This window comes from Empedobacter sp. GD03739, assembly GCF_029843245.1.
GTDB lineage: Bacteria > Bacteroidota > Bacteroidia > Flavobacteriales > Weeksellaceae > Empedobacter > Empedobacter falsenii_B.
This window is the reverse complement of sequence record NZ_JAOCHX010000013.1, coordinates 25,200-40,201: the sequence shown is the minus strand read 5'-3', so window position 1 is coordinate 40,201 and position 15,002 is coordinate 25,200. Positions and strand designations below refer to the sequence as shown.

General features: G+C 31.2%; 11 protein-coding genes. 6 read left to right on the top strand and 5 right to left on the bottom strand.

The annotated features are described in order from the left end of the window. Window positions 1–44: 44 nt before the first annotated feature. From N5E64_RS05975 to N5E64_RS05965, 3 genes are all read left to right on the top strand, one after another. Window positions 45–1,907, top strand: a complete 1,863-nt coding sequence (locus N5E64_RS05975; protein WP_280036341.1) for a RecQ family ATP-dependent DNA helicase — start codon at window positions 45–47, stop codon at window positions 1,905–1,907. 2 nt (window positions 1,908–1,909) lie between these two features. Next, complete coding sequence (gene fmt, locus N5E64_RS05970; RefSeq protein ID WP_257468211.1) at window positions 1,910–2,851, top strand: methionyl-tRNA formyltransferase; 942 nt, start codon at window positions 1,910–1,912, stop codon at window positions 2,849–2,851. A gap of 132 nt (window positions 2,852–2,983) precedes the next feature. After that, window positions 2,984–3,271, top strand: a complete 288-nt coding sequence (locus N5E64_RS05965) for an HU family DNA-binding protein (protein ID WP_019975917.1) — start codon at window positions 2,984–2,986, stop codon at window positions 3,269–3,271. Between the two features lie 125 nt (window positions 3,272–3,396). On the opposite strand, the gene N5E64_RS05960 is transcribed toward N5E64_RS05965, so the two are convergent. The 3 genes from N5E64_RS05960 to N5E64_RS05950 are packed head-to-tail and all read right to left on the bottom strand — an operon-like array spanning window position 3,397 to window position 6,086. Then, entirely contained in the window at window positions 3,397–4,779 is a 1,383-nt protein-coding gene (locus N5E64_RS05960; protein ID WP_125349838.1) for an MFS transporter, read from the bottom strand. 15 nt (window positions 4,780–4,794) lie between these two features. Next, window positions 4,795–5,940, bottom strand: coding sequence for a DcaP family trimeric outer membrane transporter (locus N5E64_RS05955; protein WP_257468212.1), 1,146 nt, complete (start codon window positions 5,938–5,940; stop codon window positions 4,795–4,797). Next, window positions 5,922–6,086 (bottom strand): hypothetical protein, encoded by a 165-nt coding sequence (locus N5E64_RS05950; protein WP_280036335.1) that lies wholly within the window; start codon window positions 6,084–6,086, stop codon window positions 5,922–5,924. Before N5E64_RS05950 ends, N5E64_RS05955 begins: the two co-directional genes overlap by 19 nt. Before the next feature lie 615 nt (window positions 6,087–6,701). Here N5E64_RS05950 and N5E64_RS05945 point away from each other — a divergent pair. Further along, a complete protein-coding gene (locus tag N5E64_RS05945) occupies window positions 6,702–7,541 on the top strand; it encodes a GNAT family N-acetyltransferase (protein WP_280036333.1) in 840 nt (279 codons plus the stop codon). Between the two features lie 52 nt (window positions 7,542–7,593). Here N5E64_RS05945 and N5E64_RS05940 read toward each other — a convergent pair whose 3' ends face one another. Continuing rightward, the gene (locus N5E64_RS05940) at window positions 7,594–9,402 is read right to left on the bottom strand and encodes a chloride channel protein (protein ID WP_280036330.1); all 1,809 of its coding nucleotides are present in this window, start codon (window positions 9,400–9,402) and stop codon (window positions 7,594–7,596) included. A 163-nt stretch (window positions 9,403–9,565) separates the two neighbouring features. Between N5E64_RS05940 and N5E64_RS05935 the strand changes: the two genes are divergently transcribed. Then, window positions 9,566–10,033 (top strand): DUF6265 family protein, encoded by a 468-nt coding sequence (locus N5E64_RS05935; RefSeq protein WP_125349834.1) that lies wholly within the window; start codon window positions 9,566–9,568, stop codon window positions 10,031–10,033. Here the strand turns inward: N5E64_RS05935 and N5E64_RS05930 are convergent, their stop codons facing one another. Beyond that, window positions 10,034–11,227 (bottom strand): Pycsar system effector family protein, encoded by a 1,194-nt coding sequence (locus N5E64_RS05930; RefSeq protein WP_280036326.1) that lies wholly within the window; start codon window positions 11,225–11,227, stop codon window positions 10,034–10,036. A 24-nt stretch (window positions 11,228–11,251) separates the two neighbouring features. Here N5E64_RS05930 and N5E64_RS05925 point away from each other — a divergent pair, with 24 nt between their 5' ends. After that, entirely contained in the window at window positions 11,252–14,974 is a 3,723-nt protein-coding gene (locus N5E64_RS05925; protein WP_280036323.1) for a metallophosphoesterase, read from the top strand. The last annotated feature ends 28 nt before the right edge of the window (window positions 14,975–15,002 follow it).

Genomic DNA, 15,002 nt, shown 5'->3' with positions numbered 1-15,002 from the left:
ATAAATCACAGATTTTACCTAAATTTACAACAAAGCTTTGTAATTTGACACCAAAAGAAATTCTTTTTAAGTATTGGAATTATCCTTCTTTCAAAACGCCGCAAGAGGAAATCATCGCAAGTGTTTTGGAAGGGAAAGATACATTAGCAATTTTGCCGACTGGTGGCGGAAAATCTATCTGTTATCAAGTTCCTGCGATTATTTTTGATGGATTAACATTGGTCATTTCGCCGCTTATTGCGTTGATGAAAGATCAAGTTCAGAATTTACAATCCAAAGGAATTTCTACGGCATATATTACCAATGAAATTGACCAAAATACGATTGGAAAAATTTTGGACGATTGTCAAAACAATAAAATCAAATTATTATATGTTTCGCCAGAGCGTTTGCAAAGTAGAATTTTTGTCGAGCGATTGAAACAAATCAATATTAGTTTGCTAGCTGTTGACGAAGCACATTGCGTTTCTGAATGGGGACATGATTTTCGACCTGCATATCATCGAATTTCAAGATTAAAAACTATTCTTCCTAAAGTTCCAATCTTAGCTTTGACTGCAACAGCGACAGAGAAAATTCAGCAAGAAATTGTTGAAAAATTAGAGCTAAATAATCCTGAAGTTTTCAAATCTTCTTTAAAAAGAGAAAACCTTTCGTACAATGTTTTCCTTTCTGCTGACAAGAAAAATGATTTGATTTATTATTTAAAAAAATATCCTGGTTCGAGTATTATTTTTGTTCGAAATCGAAAATTAACCTACGAGATTGCAAGTTTTTTAAGTCAAAATGGATTTGATGCCGATTTTTTTCACGCCAAATTAACCAAAGACGAAAAAGAGCAAAAACAGCAAGATTGGATGTTAAGTAATTCGCGAATTATGGTTTCGACAAATGCGTTTGGAATGGGAATAGACAAACCAAATGTTCGTACCGTTTTTCATATCGATTTGCCACAAGGAATAGAAGCGTATTACCAAGAAGTTGGGCGCGCTGGACGTGATGAACAGGAATCGTATGGAATTTATTTGTACAATCCTGATGATCGAATTCAAGCAGAAAATATTTTCAAAGCGAATTTACCTTCGCAACAAGATTTTATCAAAATTGGGAATTGTTTGTTTAGTCAATTGCAATTAGCGGAAGGCGAATTAACGGAAATGAATTATCAATTGGATCTTCCAAAATTTGCCGAAAAATTTGGTTTAAATCTTAAAATGGTTCTTCAATTTTTAGAGTTTTTAAATACGAAAGAAATCATTCAGCAAAAAAATTATTCACAAAATAGTAGCATTCAAATTTTGGCGTCACCACATTCGATTAATTTGAATGAAAACCGAATTTTTGATTATTTACAACGTCATTACCCTGGAATTTACACTTATAATAGAGAAATTTCGGAAAGTAAAATGGCGTTTGAATTGCATATGAGTATTGGCGACATTAGGAATAGCTTACACGAATATGCAAAAAATGGTTCTATTGATTATTCGGATCGATTTTTAGCGCGATTTAGATTTCTTGTTCCGCGCGATTCTAATGCGTTTAAAAATAAATTGTGGAAAGATTTCGAAGCAATTCAAGTGAATAATTGGAAACGTTTGCAAGCTATGGCTTATTATGCCGAACAAAATACAATTTGTAGAGAACGTTTATTATTTGGATATTTTAATCAAAAATCTGATCAAAATTGTGGTAAATGCGATGTTTGTCAATCCAAAAAACAAAATGAAAACTTTAATTCAACCGATTTAATTGAATATTTGAAAGAAGGTACAAAAACGCAAGCCGAAATCCTTTCAAAATTCATAAATTCGCCAAAAGATAAAATCGTCGAAGAATTGCAATATTTGATAGACGAAATGCGAGTTCAACCAATTGGATTCGATTCTTATAAACTAATAGAATAAAAATGCGAGTAGTCTTTATGGGTACGCCCGAATTTGCGGCGACATCTTTGAATGAAATCAATACAAATAGTCATCACGAAATAGTTGGAGTTGTTACTGTTCCAGATAAACCGTCTGGTAGAGGACAAAAAATGAATATTTCTGATGTCAAAAAATATGCAGTTGAACATAATTTGCCTTTGGCTCAACCAGAAAAATTACGAGACGAAGCTTTTATCGAAACATTAAAAAGCTGGAATGCTGATGTTTTTGTTGTTGTAGCTTTTCGTATGTTGCCACAAGTTGTTTGGTCAATTCCGTCGAAAGGAACATTCAATTTACACGGTTCACTTCTTCCTCAGTATCGCGGAGCTGCACCAATTAATTGGGCTGTGATGAATGGTGATCAGGAAACTGGAGTAACAACTTTCTTAATTGATGAAAAAATTGATACCGGAAATATCTTAATTTCTGATAAAGTAGAAATTGGAGAAAATGATAATGTTGGTAAAATTCATGACGAATTGATGCATATCGGTGCGAAATTAGTCGTGAAAACGTTGGATGGTTTAGAAAATGATTCATTAAAACCTCATCCGCAAGATGAAACAACAGAATTAAAACATGCTCCAAAAATCTTTAAGGAAGATTGTAAAATAGATTGGAACGATTCAATCAATACTATTCACAATAAGATTAGAGGACTTTCTCCTTATCCATGTGCATGGACAACTTTTGGAAATGGCGAAAATTATAAATCGTTAAAAATATATGCAGGTCTAAAAACGGATATTGTTGTTGAAGGAGAAGATTATCAATTAATTTTACAAAAAAATAACCTTTATATCAATCTACCTCAAGGAGTTTACGAAATTTTAGAACTTCAACCGGAAGGAAAGCGTCGTATGACAGCCAAAGATTTCATCAATGGACATCAAAACGAGGATACCTTATTCGTAAAATAAGTACTTATTTACTGATTTTTGACACAGATTTCATAAAATTTTGCATTTTTCTTGAAATTTTTTGCGTTGAAACTTGCACAAATAAAGGGAAAGAGTATATTTGTGTATAAATTAATTTAAAAAGTTACAACTATGAACAAATCAGAACTTATCGATGCGATTGCAGCTGACGCTGGAATTTCTAAAGAAGCTGCTAAAAAAGCCTTAAACTCATTTACAGAAAATGTAACTAAAGCTTTAGCAAAAGGAGACAAAGTTGCTTTAGTAGGATTCGGTACTTTCTCAACTTCTGAGAGAGCTGCAAGAACAGGTATCAACCCACAAACTAAAAAAGAAATTAAAATTGCTGCTAAAACAGTAGCTAAATTTAAAGCTGGATCTGAATTATCAGGAGCAGTTGATACAAAAAAGAAAAAATAATATTTCTGATACAATAAAAAAATCCATTCGTTTGAGTGGATTTTTTTTGCATTGAAATTTAATTCCTCTAAAAAAATCCTTCAAGAATTACTTGAAGGATTTTTACATTTTGTCTATTATTGATTTTAATTATCTTCTGTTAAATCTGTTTTGTATGTTTCTGGAATTGTAAAATAATTCACTAAAATCGCAATAAAGATTAATATCAATGGATAAGCTAATCCAATATAAGGCGACATAGCAGCCGAAACGATAATCGTACTTTTGATTAATTCCGTTACAAAAGTTGTTGCTCCACCAATAAATCCATTTCCCATATTTTGTGCAAATCCCATACTAGTGTATCGAATCTTTGTTGGGAAAATTTCTAACATAAAAGCTCCAAGCGGACCATATGTTGCTGCTCCTGCAATTGAAGTAATTAAACTTACAACTACAATTCCTAAAACTGCTAAATTCGAAATATCATGAACTTCTTTCAATCCTTCAGGATTTCCTAATTTCATGTACAAAAAAAATGATAATGGAATTAAGATAAAACTACAAATCATTCCACCTAACATAACAGGTTTACGACCAATTTTATCACTTAATGCACCAAACCATTGATAGAAAAATGAACTAAATAATGTAGAACATAAAACAACAATTAAAACTGTTTCGTAAGGTAAGTTAACTGCGCGTTGTAAGAAGAAAAGCGTAACGAATAACGTTGTTTGCATAATTGTACTTTGCGCCGCATTTCCTCCAAAAATAGCCTTTAACATTAACTTTACGTTTCCTGGAGTTGTAAAAGCATCTTTAATTGGAGTTTTAGATGTTTTTCCTTCTTTTTTTAATTGTTCAAAAATTGGACTTTCATGTAAGCGTTGACGAATAAAGTAACTCAAAATCACTAATATTCCACTAAATAAGAATGGAATCCTCCATCCGAAACTTGCAAAAGCCTCTTCTGATAAAAATGATTGTGTTAAGAAAACAACTGTTAAACATAATAATAATCCAATTGGAACAGTTGCTTGAATAAACCCTGTGTAAAATCCTCGCTTCTCTGCTGGCGCATGTTCTGCTACATAAATTACAGCACCTGCATATTCTCCACTAATTGCAAGTCCTTGCATAATGCGGCAAAACAATAATAAAACAGGAGCAAACCAACCTACACTATCAAAAGTTGGAATACAACCAATCAAGAATGTAGCTGCTCCCATCATAATTAAAGAAACTAAGAATGAATATTTTCTACCAATACGATCTCCAATACTTCCAAAAATTAATGATCCAATCGGACGGAACATAAATGATGAAACCACTACTGCAAGTGTTTCTAAGAAATGCGACGAACCATCGTTAGGAAATAATTGTGTTGATAATACACTAGCTAAGATGATTGCCAAGAACATATCGTACCATTCGATTAAGGTTCCGACAGATGATGCTAAAATAATTTGGAAAATATTATCCTTCTTCGCTACTGTTTGCGAAGTATCTAAAGTATTTGTACTCATGTTTTTTGTGTAATATTAGAAGTTAAATAATGTTGTCAGTTGAAATCTATTGTTATTTGCTAAATATTTATTTTCGGTTCCCGTACCTTTTATCGTCGCATCTGCCCATTGCGCTGTGCTTCGATCATATTCTAATCTAAATTTTAAGGCTTTGCTTAAGGTAAGATCTAAACGAGGAACTACTTTGTACAAATAATTTACAGTGCGTGTACCTGGAGTTGCCGAAATTGCGCCCCAATTTGTCGTTACACCATAAGATATTGATGCAATTGCTCCTTCTACTGGATTTTTCACACCATTATTTCTAACATAACCTGCAAATAGTCCGAACGAAAATTTACCTGTTGAGTTTTGTTGCAAATCAATCCACATACTATGCGTATTCATTGGTTTATATGTTTCAACAGCCGTCGGACTTGTTTGATATCCTACAATTCCACCAAGTTGTACAAAAGACGACGCATCTTGCATCAAATATCCAGCGAAAGTTACTTGTAAAGGTTTTGTATTTAACTTAGAATAAGCCATAAACGAAACATTTTCAACTCGTTCATTAGACTTAACAGGAGGATTTCCTGAAGATAATTTTGGCTTCAAATTTTCATATTGCGCACCAATTCCGGCAGTAAAAACTTGTGATTTATATTGAAATTGAAGATGAGCCGCTGGCATTCCACTATTTCGAAAGGGCTCTGTATTTGGAGTAAAATCTCGTTGAGAATGTAAAGCAGCAATAACTTTAAATTTGTCTGTGAATTTATGCGTTAAACGAACTTGAGGATTACGATTTAAAGCATAAACAGGCGCACCAGTTCCATAATTTGCAACATTTGGCAAAGCTTCTAACACAACGAAAGGATGCCAATATTGTCCAATCCCTAATTGCGTTTTCTCCCAATCCAACATCACATATGCGTGACGCAAACGAAACTCGTTGATTCCTCCTTCTGTTGCTCCAAAAAATTCTCCCTCTAAAATACCAGAAGTTTTAGCTCCAAGTAATTCTGGACCTTTCAAATTAACACCAGCTCTCGAAACAATCGATAACATGTGAAATTTAGAAGCTGCATTGATATCAGCACCGTTTACATCCGATAAACGATCTTTTGGATAAAGCGGAACCAAAGCCTCTCCTGCTCCAATCATTTGACGCGTATCCATAAAATATCATTCCTGATAAATCCATAAAACTGCACATCAACTTTGTCTTTGTTTTCTCTTGGTTGTATTAATTCTACTTTTTCTACAACCACACTATCTGTCGTTTTCTGTTGAGCAGAGACATAGCTATAGCTATAGCTAGACAAGCCAATTTTGTTAAATTTTTACTCATTTTTTTTGTGATAATTTGAACGACTAAAATAATCAAAAGAAAAAAACTAACAAATGTTCGTTAATCATTTTTTGATAATTTTTCAAAGCTTTATTAAATTCATCATATGTTTAAATATTTTTTGAGAAATAGATATTTTGAAATAAGTTTTGGAAAGAAATTTTGAGAATTTGGTATTTTAATTAGTGTAACAAATACACTTTACTTGAATTCTTCGAGGAGTATTTTTCAAAAAAAATCGAGAGAAGAATAATTGTTTCAACAAATGAGGAGAAAGTTAGACTTCTCTCGTAGTTTTAGTTTTAAAAATGTATGCAAATTTATTGATTACAGAATTTTCTTCAGCATAATCAATAATAAGCTTATGTTAAATCATAAAAAAAAGAAGTTTTCTTAATTCTATATATTATCCTCTACACTATTTTTAAAATTTATGTATAATTATTCAGTCAATATTATTAAATAAATTATATTTTTATCAAATTCGGATTACATAGTTCAAATAAAATTCAATCTTTATTAATTTTTTAAGATTTTTTTTAGAAAAAACTTAAATGTTGGGGCTATTTTTGCTATGCAAATTACAGCTATGCAAACAAACATTGAAATACACTCATTAACTCATGTTGATTTGGAAGAATTATCAGCCTTATATAATCTTTCTTATCAAAATTATTACGTTTCTATCAATCTTTCAACTGAACAATTTCAGGGAAAATTAAAAATGGAAGATATCAATCTTGATTATTCTGTAGGTGCTAGTATTGATGGAAAATTAGTTGGCTTTTTACTTTATGGAATTAGAAATTATAACGAAGTAAAAACAGCTTATATTGGTGGAACGGGCGTTTGTCCTGAACATCGTGGAAAAAAAATCACACAACAAATGTTAGATTTTAGTTTTCCAAAATTGAAAGAACAACAAGTGAAAAACATATTTTTAGAAGTAAATATTAAAAATGATTTTGCTATTAACGCTTATGAAGCTTGTGGTTTCGAAAAAACAAGAACTTTAAACAGTTATAAAGGAATTCCTATTTTGGTCGTAAATCCATTACATGAAATTATAGAATTTAGTGATTTAGATTTGATTACAAGTGAAAACTTTTGGGACATAAAACCTACTTGGAAAAATGATATTCAAAGTGTAAAAAATATCATCGAAGATTGTCAAATAAATGGAATTTATGAAGATGGAATTTTAGTTGCTTATAAAATTATCAACAAAAATAATACACGTATTTATCAATTTGGTGTTCATCACGATTATAGAAATCGTTATTTAGCTTCCATCCTTTTCAGCGATTTGAAAAATAAAGAGATTAAAATGATTAATGTTGACGAAAGAGAAATCTCTACAAATGATTTTATTCAATCGATGGGATTAGAATTGTACGACAAACAATATGAAATGAAAAAAGAATTATAATGAAAAGCCTCTAAAAATAGAGGCTTTTTTTGTATATTATATTCAAATATTTCTACTCAATTCTCAACTTATTCAAATTACTTCGATAACTTTCTAATAATAAACTTTCGGTTACATAACCTTCAAATTTACCTTTTTTAGTGAGTAAAATATAATCTATTTTTTTTGCTTCCATCATTTTCATCACGTTAGCAGCATTCGTAAAAATAGATGTCGAAGTTGCTTCTGTTATACATTCTAAGTAACTTTTATCAATATTATCATTAAAAATAAATGATCGAATATTATCTAAAACTATAATTCCATGAATCGATTCATCTTCATTGAGGACTGGAATAAAATCTTGTGTTGTAGTAGAAAAAATTTCTTTTATATCTTCAATTGAATTGTAAACCGTCAATGTTTTGATATTCTTGATATAAATCGAAAACAAATCAATTTTATTAAACAAATTTCGGTCTTTATCAGATGTAAAAACAATTCCTTTTTCTGCTATTGCGTATATATCCATCGAATATTTGTCGTATCGTTTTGAAATTGCAAAACTTATCGAAGAAACAATCATTAAGGGAATAATTAATCCATAACCTCCCGTAATTTCGGCAATTAGGAAAATTGCTGTTAATGGCGCATGAAATAACCCACTTAAAACAGCTGCCATTCCAACAACAGTAAAATTACCGACTGGAACTTCTTTGAAACCGATTAAATTAAAGAATTTTGCAACGAAAAAACCAAGATATGACCCAACAAATAACGAAGGCGCGAAGTTTCCTCCGTTTCCTCCACTTCCTAAAGTTAAACCTGTTGCAATAGATTTGATTAAAATTGTGACAAAAACAAATCCTAAAACTATCCATTGATTCGTTCTAAAACTCTCTAACAATGAATTATTTAAAATAAAACCAGCTTCATCATTTGCTAAATATTTTATACTCTCATAACCTTCACCAAATAATGTTGGGAAAAAGAAAATCAATATTGCTAAACTTCCCGCTCCAACAATCGCTCGCCAATATACATTATCCGAATAATTCCCTATCAAATGTTCAACTTTACGAAATAATCGAGCATGGTAAACTGAAACAAACCCCGCTAAAACACCCAAAATCACATAGAAAATAACATTATGATAATCAAATCCTAACGCATAACGAAAGGATAATAACATATTGCTTTTTAATGTTAAATTGGCAATTAAAGCTCCTGTTGCAGAAGATAACAATAAAGGAATAAAAGCAGTAACACTCATATCCGCTAATACAATCTCTATCGCGAACAAAACACCTGCAATTGGTGCATTGAATGCAGTCGCAATACCAGCTGCAACACCACAAGCCAACAAAAGTGTTCTTTCTTTGTATTTGAATCTGTAATATTGTGCATAATTAGAACCAAAAGCTGCACCAGTAATTGTAATTGGAGATTCTAAACCAGCCGAACCACCCATACCAACTGTTAAGGAACTCGTTAAAATCTGAGCATACATCTGTTTTTTAGGCATTATTCCAGACTTTTTAGCTACAGCAATCATAATTTGAGAAGTTCCCTTTTCTATCGAACCATCCAAAAATTTCTGCACAACAAAAACCGTCAACAAAATACCTATAATTGGCAATATACTATTGATATAAGGTAGTTTGACTAAATTATTAATATAAATAGTAAATTGAAAAACATTGTGCGCAAAAGTTTTTAGCACAATCACTGCAAAAGCAGATGAAATAGCTACTAAAATACACGATAAATACAAAAATTGTCGCTCTGATAAAACCAATTTTAACAGGTTCAACAAGTTTTGAAAAAAATTAAATGATTTTTTAATGTATTGAAAAAACTTTTGTTTTGTAGAAAGTCGCATACTTCAAAAATAGTGTACCTTTTGTTTATTGCCTAATTTAACTGCCACGAATTACACAAAAAGTAAACCAATAATACATAAAAGAATAAAATTTTTGAGAAAAAATCATTTCTATCATTTTAACTATTTCAAATTGATTATTTTTACTATTAAGCACACTAATATGAAACTATTTACTTTTCTTCTTTTATTTATTTTTTTGTTGAATTCTTGCGAATCAACTAAAACTTCTGCTGATAAACCAAGTTTTGATTTTTTGGTTGGAGAATGGATTAGAACAAATGAAAAATCGGATCGAAAAACGTATGAAAACTGGAAAAAAGTTGATAAAAACACTTTTTTAGGTTGCGGGTTTACAATCAAAAATAATGATACAATTTCGCAGGAACATCTTACTATCACAAAGATTGATGATAAATGGATATTGAAAGTTAATTTGGACAAAACTAAAAAAGAGACAACTGATTTTGAGTTAATCAATTCTGATAGAAATTCGTTTACATTAGAAAATCAAGAGAATGATTTTCCTAAACTTACCAAATATTGGAAAATTGGTCATCAGTTAAAAGCTGAAATTAGCAATGATGAATCAAGTAAAATTGCTTTTACTTTTGAAAAAGTAAAAAAATAATTAAGCAACATTTGTGATCATCGCGTAAGCAAACGTTAGAACGGATAAAATTGTTCCGATCATAAAAATTGTGTACGTGATGCTTAACAAACGATATTTTCTTTCCAAAACTTTTCCTAAATAATACAAATCTCTTGTCAAAGAAGTATATACATAATCTCTGTCTTTCATCAACTCTTGCATAGCATCATCGTAGGCTTCAAGTGACATTTGATAAAAATTACCAAAGAAAAGCAAATTCACTTTTTTGTTTTTTACATCTTCTTCGTTAAAACTTTCGTACGTTACATTTGGTTTAGTTGCTAAAATTGCAAAAATAATTGAAACAACGCTTGATAAAAGCATTACAATTGAAGGTAAAAGTAAATATTCATTCTTTGGACTTCCTAATTTTGGAACCAAAGTAGAAAGTGCAATCGAAATCACGATAGCATTTACAGACAATAAGATATTGGCTTTACTATCCGCAATATCGCTTAAACGAGTATGATTATTTAACGTCACACGAAAAAGTGTATCAACTCCACGTTCTGGTTGCTGAATTTTATCGTTTTTCTTTTTCTTAATTTCATACTTATTAGGAATATCACCAATCAACTCTATCTCTTTGATTTTGTTTTGTGTATAAATTAAGTTTTCTTCTTTTCCTTTTTGCCAATGTTTTTTTGCGGCATCTGTATAAAAATGATGAACATTTAGAAAGAAATTTCTATTTTCTAGATGCCATTCGTAGTCCGAAAATTCTTTGTGACAAATTTTGGCAATTTCATCACGTAACAACTCAGAAATCTTAGGATATTCGGTTTGTCCTAAATGATAGTTATCTGCATCTTTTACAATTGCTTCACCTATATTTTTCGGAACACTATTTAATGTTGTGATTAAAATATAATCTTGGACTTCGTTGATGTAATTTTCGTCGAAATTATGCTCGCTCAAATACTGTTTTGCAATATTTGCACTTTCTTTTTCATGACCTTGCACGGTTTTTGTATATCCCGTATCATGAAACCAACCAGCAATTAATAATTTTTCTCGTAAATCTGTAGATATTTGCTCTTCGGTAGACAACGTTTTTATAGCTTCTACAACTTTTACAGTATGCATAAAATTATGATACGTAAAATCTAAAGAAAGATTATCTTTGAACAGATTGAAAACATAGTTTTCTATATCTAATAACAATTGGTTCATCACAAGTTTTTAACGCTTAAATGTATGAAATTATTACCAACACTGAACAACAAAAAATTGAATTATCCTTTTTTGGCTTTAGTAGGTTCTTGCCTTTATATGACATCTTGCGCTACGCAACATCCTCAATATGGGAGAAACATTAAGACAGAAAAAGTACAAAATGTAGAAGGAAATAAAATACAATCTATCTATTTAATTGGCGATGCAGGAGATCTTGATCAACCAAAAAATAAACAAAATTTAGAAATTTTAAAGAATCAATTAGCGAAAGCTGACTCTTCTTCTTACCTTTTCTTTTTAGGTGATAATGTTTACGAAAATGGAATTGTAACAGATTCTACAAAAGCTGAATATACAACAAGTAGAGAAAAACTTCAATTTCAGATTGATTTAGCGAAAGAATTTAAAGGAAAAACTCTTTTTATTCCAGGAAATCATGATTGGCGGAATGGTGTAAAAGGATTAAAAGAACAAGAAAAATTAGTCAAAAAACAATTGGGTAATAAAAAATCTTTTTTACCAAAAGATGCGTGTCCAATTGATAAAATAAATGTAAATGATAGTATCGGAATTATTGCGATAGATTCTGAATGGTATTTGCAAGATTGGGACAAACATCCTGGTCTAAATGAAAAATGTGATATCAAATCGCGAGAAGCTTTCTTCGAAGAATTAGAATCGCAGTTGAACAAATATCAAAACAGAACAACTGTTATCACAATGCATCATCCGTTATATTCGAACGGAACACATGGTGGACAATTTGATTTCAAAAAACAGTTTTATCCATTAGGAGATAATTTCAAAGTTCCATTACCGGTAATCGGATCTTTTATTAATTTATTAAGAAGTACAACAGGTCTTAGTCCTCAAGATGTTAATAATTTCAAATACAGAGAAATGGCTTCTCGTATTGCAACGCTTATCGAAAATAGAAATAATGTAATTGTTGTTTCTGGACACGATCACAACTTGCAATATATTCAACAAAACAATGTCAAACAAATTATCAGTGGTTCTGGTTCTAAAAAAGAATCGGCAAAAGCGGTTGGTAAAAACGATTTTTCTTACGGAGATAATGGTTTTGTTGTACTAGATTTATATGATAATGGCGCTTCTAAAGCTAATTTCTATGGTTTTAAAGACGATGGAATCGAATTATTATTAACAAAACAAATTACAGAAAAGAAAAAGGAATATTTGGCACAAGTTTATGATGATAAAAAAATGCCAAAAACGAAAGAAACAAGTGTATATCCATTAGAAGATACACGTAAATCTGATCCGTATAAATTCTTTTTTGGTCGCCATTATCGTCGAACATATGGACAAACAATTACTGCTAATACTGTTAATTTAAGTCAACTAAATGGAGGTTTAACCCCTGTTAGAATGGGTGGTGGACATCAAACGCAAAGTTTACGATTGGCAAATGCAAAAGGTGAAGAATACAATATGCGCTCGGTGAAGAAAAGTGCCACGCAATTTATTCAGCAAGTAGCGTTTAAAAATAAATATGTTGCAGATGAATTTGAAGATTCGTTCACAGAGAAATTTTTGATGGATTTCTATACAACCAATCATCCATATTATCCATTAACAGTTGCTAATTTGATGAAACCGATCAATATTATGCATTCTACGCCAAAATTATATTATGTTCCAAAACAAGAAGCCTTGAAAGCATATAATGAAAATTTTGGTGATGAATTATACATGATAGAAGAACGACCAATGTCCGGATATCAAGACGGTGTTTTCGGAAAACCAAAAGATATTGTTAGCACAGATGATATGTTGGCTGCGATTCACAAAAACAAAGATGTTGTCGTGGATAAGCAAGCCTATATTCGTGCACGACTTTTTGATATGTTAGTTGGAGATTGGGATCGACATTCTGACCAATGGCGTTGGGGCGTTTACAAAGAAAATAAACAAACTATTTATAAACCAATTCCACGTGATAGAGATCAAGCATTTCCACGTTATGACGGACTTTTCTTTCATTTGATTATGAAAATTCCTCCGCTTAGACATATGCAAGATTACAAAGATGATATCAAAAATGTAAAATGGTTCAACAGAGAGCCTTACCCGTTGGATTTAGCCATTTTAGAATCATCCGATCTTGATTTATGGAAAAAAGAAGCAAAATATATTCAAGATAATTTGAGTGATGATTATATCAAACAATCATTTGAATTAATTCCTGAAGAAACAAAACAAGAATATGATCAAGAAGTCATTAATAATCTTATTGCTCGAAAATCTAAATTAGAAAAATTTGCTGAAGAATATAATAAAGTTCTTCGCAAATTAGTCATTCTGAAAGGAACAAACGAAGATGAAGATTTTGTGATCACTCGTTTACCAAAGGGAAAAACAAATGTAAAAATCTATTCAGGACAAGATCGAACTTTAATTCTTGATGAAGATTTTGATAAAAAAGAAACGAAAGAAATTCGTTTATATGGATTAAACGGAAAAGATAAATTCAAGGTTGAAGGAAAGCCAAATAACGCTATTTTAGTTCGTATTATTGGTGGAATAGATGACGATATATACGAAGTAAAGCGTTCTGCAAAAGTAAAAGTATATGATTACGCTAACGGAAGCGATGCATCTGAATCTACCTTTTTAACATCGAAAAATTTTGTCAACGATTACGAGGTTAATACATACGATTACAAACAACCGATGTATAATTTCTTTACTATGTTACCTAATATTGGCTACAATCCTGATGACGGAATAAAAATTGGTTTATCGCCAACCTACACTGTCAACGGTTTTGATCGTAAACCATATTCGCAACGTCACAATTTGCAATTAAGTTATTATTTTGCGACAGGCGGTTGGGATGCCAAATATAAAGGAACGTTTACAAAAGCGTTGGGTAAGTGGAATTTAGATCTTAATGCAGCTTACACGAGCCCGACTTATAGTACAAATTTCTTTGGTTTAGGAAACGAGACCGTGAATAATCAAGAAGAAATTGGAATGGATTATAACCGTGTTCGATTAGAAAGTTATAGCATTGGACCGTCTATTTTCAAGATTATGAATAACAATGGGCGTTTAGATTTTTCTGCGATTTATAGTTACAAAAAGATTGAAGAGAATAAAGATCGTATCGTCGAAGATTTACCATCAATTAATAGAGACGTTTTCAAAGGACAACATTTCGGAGAAATTGGAGCCAAATATTTGTTCAAAAATTACGATAACGAATCATTGCCAAAATTAGGTATGACATTTTTAGCTAATGCAAAGTGGATTTCTAACTTGACAGATTTTGAACGTAATCATTTTTACACAGAACTTAATTTAGGTTTTACGCACAAAATTTCTGCAAATGGAAGATTAACAGTTGCTTCTATGCTAAAAGGTAAAGCAGTTTGGGGTAATTTTATGGAATTCTACCAAATGGCTAATTTAGGTGGAGATCAAGATTTACGTGGTTATCGATTAGGTCGTTTTGCTGGAGACAAAGTTTTCTTACAAACATCTGATTTACGATTTGATGCTTTACGTTTCAAAGCCGTTGTTCCATTGCGATTAGGCGTTTTTGTTGGAGCTGATTATGGACGAGTTTGGTTAAACGGAGAAGACTCAAATAAATGGCATTCATCTATGGGTGGCGGACTTTGGATAAACGGAGCACAATCTATTACCGCAACAGTTTCATACTTTAAAGGTGAAGATCCGGGACGAATCGTTTTTGGATTGAATTTCGGATTTTAACATATAAAAAAATAACCTTCAAAAATTT